Annotated in this window: 3 protein-coding genes; 2 read left to right on the top strand and 1 reads right to left on the bottom strand. The window is 48.0% G+C overall.

Annotated elements, in window-relative coordinates; all coding sequences use genetic code 11:
* Positions 1 to 129 precede the first annotated feature (129 nt).
* Both ACSZPU_RS24740 and paeA read left to right on the top strand, forming a co-directional pair.
* On the top strand, positions 130 to 603 hold the full coding sequence (locus ACSZPU_RS24740) for a hypothetical protein (protein WP_499004233.1): 474 nt from the start codon (positions 130 to 132) through the stop codon (positions 601 to 603).
* Between the two features lie 426 nt (positions 604 to 1,029).
* On the top strand, positions 1,030 to 2,364 hold the full coding sequence (gene paeA / locus ACSZPU_RS24735) for a polyamine export protein PaeA (protein ID WP_499004231.1): 1,335 nt from the start codon (positions 1,030 to 1,032) through the stop codon (positions 2,362 to 2,364).
* 148 nt (positions 2,365 to 2,512) lie between these two features.
* On the opposite strand, the gene ACSZPU_RS24730 is transcribed toward paeA, so the two are convergent.
* Positions 2,513 to 2,719 carry a DUF1107 domain-containing protein gene (locus ACSZPU_RS24730; RefSeq protein ID WP_499004230.1) on the bottom strand — a complete coding sequence of 69 codons (207 nt, stop codon included), beginning with the start codon at positions 2,717 to 2,719 and terminating at the stop codon, positions 2,513 to 2,515.
* Positions 2,720 to 2,962: the final 243 nt, after the last annotated feature.

The raw sequence follows: 2,962 nt of genomic DNA, 5'->3' as shown, positions 1-2,962 counted from the left end.
CAGGCAACCGTCTGTGGTGTTTGCAGAGCTAAGATTGGCGGCTTAGCGTTGCACTTCGGAGTTGAATCCGCCATTAATAACTTTTAACGATCGATATTAGATATATCGAAGGATTAGTAAGGATAGGATATGGACCGGGTTAGCGTAATACCCATTCACAGTCTGAATGGCACAATTGTTGGCTTTTCAATGGACTGTAGCGACCACACTCCGCTCACTAGCCACTTTAAGTATTGTTCTGACTTCTCTGTAGAAAATGGGCTTTTGTTTTATGTTAACAATCTCAGGAATCTTACAGATACTGCAGCCCAGTTTCCACACCTGACATTAATGAAACAGGAAGATCCTGCATTATTTGGGCTATGGCGGGAAAATGTTCGTGAGGCCATACTGATTAATCGTGACTTCTACCATAAACAGGTGCAGAAGCCGACCTTTCCTGAACTGATTAAAAACATCAGGAAGTCTTATTCGGACCGCATCATTATCGACGGGGTACAAAGTACATGGGAGTTTTCGGTCCTGCAAAATTGCGGTATCTGGGCTGTTCAGGGATACATGTATCGTTCCGTGCCCCTAAAAAAACTGGAGTGGTTGCTTTAATCATCACGGCGTGAAAACGTTAGCCTAATAATGATAAGGATGTTATTCAAAGAATAGAGAATGAAGGCAGAACCTTTGCGTGAGTAAAAGGACGTCGTAATGCGCCAGCAGGAATATATAAAAATCCTCTTATTACTCCTTTTACTCTTTCATTTATGCTTTGCGAATTCCCTCACTCTTTAAAGCCTGCGATGGAAAGAAAGGCTGAATGTTGTGCAATCGGGGTAAAAAACGGCCGCGCAATTGAGAAAAATTCCCATTAACACCGTAACAAACTGCTTACACTGCTGGCAGGCTGTAACACGCTTACGCTATACTAGCCGTCGAAATTGCAGGTTCACCGCTTCGAACCCGCTTTTAATGTGTTTTGCCACATGGATTATTCAATCTCCCCTTCCGAGGATCTGGCCACAGGCTGGATAAATTATGTTAAACAGCATCTTAGTCATACTCTGTCTGATAATCGTAAGTGCATTCTTCTCGCTATCTGAGATTTCGCTTGCCGCTTCCAGGAAAATCAAACTGAAACTGCTTGCCGACGATGGCAACATCAATGCGCAACGCATTTTAAAAATGCAGGAAAACCCCGGCACCTTTTTTACCGTGGTGCAAATCGGCCTGAACGCCGTCGCCATCCTCGGTGGTATCGTCGGTGACGCCGCGTTCTCACCTACGTTTTACAGCCTGTTAGTCACCGTAGTGTCGCCAGAGCTGGCAGACCGTCTGAGCTTTATTATTTCGTTCTCGCTGGTAACGGGGATGTTTATCCTGTTCGCCGACCTGACCCCGAAACGCATCGGTATGATCGCGCCTGAAGTTGTGGCTTTGCGCATTATCAACCCGATGCGCTTCTGCCTGTTTCTCTTCCGCCCGCTGGTGTGGTTCTTTAACGGTATGGCGAACATCATTTTCCGCATCTTCAAGCTGCCGATGGTGCGTAAAGACGACATCACCTCTGATGATGTCTATGCCATCTTCGAAGCCGGTGCGCTGGCCGGGGTGCTGCGTAAGCAAGAGCATGAGCTGATTGAGAACGTGTTTGAGCTGGAATCGCGCACGGTACCGTCGTCAATGACATCGCGTGAAAACGTGGTGTGGTTCGATCTGCACGAAGACGAGCAGAGCTTAAAGCGCAAAGTCGCGGAAAACCCGCACTCCAAGTTCCTTGTCTGTAATGAAGATATTGACCACATCGTCGGTTATGTCGACTCGAAAGACCTGCTGATTCGCGTACTGGCCAACCAAAGCCTGGTCCTGAGCAGTGGCGTGCAAATCCGCAACACGCTCATTGTGCCGGATACGCTGACCCTCTCTGAAGCGCTGGAAAGCTTTAAAACCGCCGGTGAAGACTTCGCGGTCATCATGAACGAATACGCGCTGGTGGTGGGTATCATCACCCTGAATGACGTAATGACCACGCTGATGGGCGACCTGGTCGGCCAGGGGCTGGAAGAGCAAATCGTTGCCCGTGACGAAAACTCATGGCTGATTGACGGCGGCACGCCGATCGATGACGTGATGCGCGTGCTGGATATCGACGAGTTCCCACAGTCCGGCAACTACGAAACCATCGGCGGCTTTATGATGTTCATGCTGCGTAAAATCCCGAAACGTACCGACTCGGTGAAATACTCCGGCTATAAGTTCGAGGTGGTGGATATTGATAACTATCGCATCGACCAGCTGCTGGTCACGCGTATTGATACCAAAGCGACCGTGTTGACGCCGAAGCTGCCGGATGCAGAAGAGAAAAGCGAATAATCACAGCGGCGCGTGATGGACAAAAAGGCGGAATAATTTCCGCCTTTTTTAATGCCTGCTGTTCCGTGCACGATATCCCTGAAAACATCAACGGCTCCTTATCGGAGCCGTTTTTTGTACTGCGATTACTGCATAGCGTAGGAGGTGGTTAAGCCATCTCAGCCTGGAGACGCAGAACCTGACGGTTGATCTCTGACATCACAGCGAGGTGCTGTTTGTCCTTCACCTTCGGGATAAGGATTCTGCCCTTATCAAACTCGAAAGCGCCAACATCCTTGATATACAACCGTCCACGGAACAGGATTTTCACGTACTTCGCCACCTGAAGTGGGTTGTAACGTTGGAAGATTTTCATTTTTGTACTCCTGTTTAGTATAACGCCCTTGCGGTGCCACACTTGGCCCGACAGTGATGAGCGCAAATTTTAGTGCTCAGTGACTATAGTTCAGAAAGAACGTGAGACCTAGTATGTATAAGTTTATTTACCTTTTGATTACAGTTATTCAGAATTTTCTTTTCACTGCTTTAGATAGTGTCGTCACAAGATTTTAGCCCAGAGAGCGATGCATCTGATCTGGACGGCAGCGAGAAATGAGGC

The organism is Phytobacter sp. V69, from assembly GCF_965644215.1.
Taxonomy (GTDB): Bacteria; Pseudomonadota; Gammaproteobacteria; order Enterobacterales; family Enterobacteriaceae; genus Phytobacter.
Note: the sequence above shows the minus strand (reverse complement) of the source record. Positions and strands in the feature narration are given on the sequence as shown.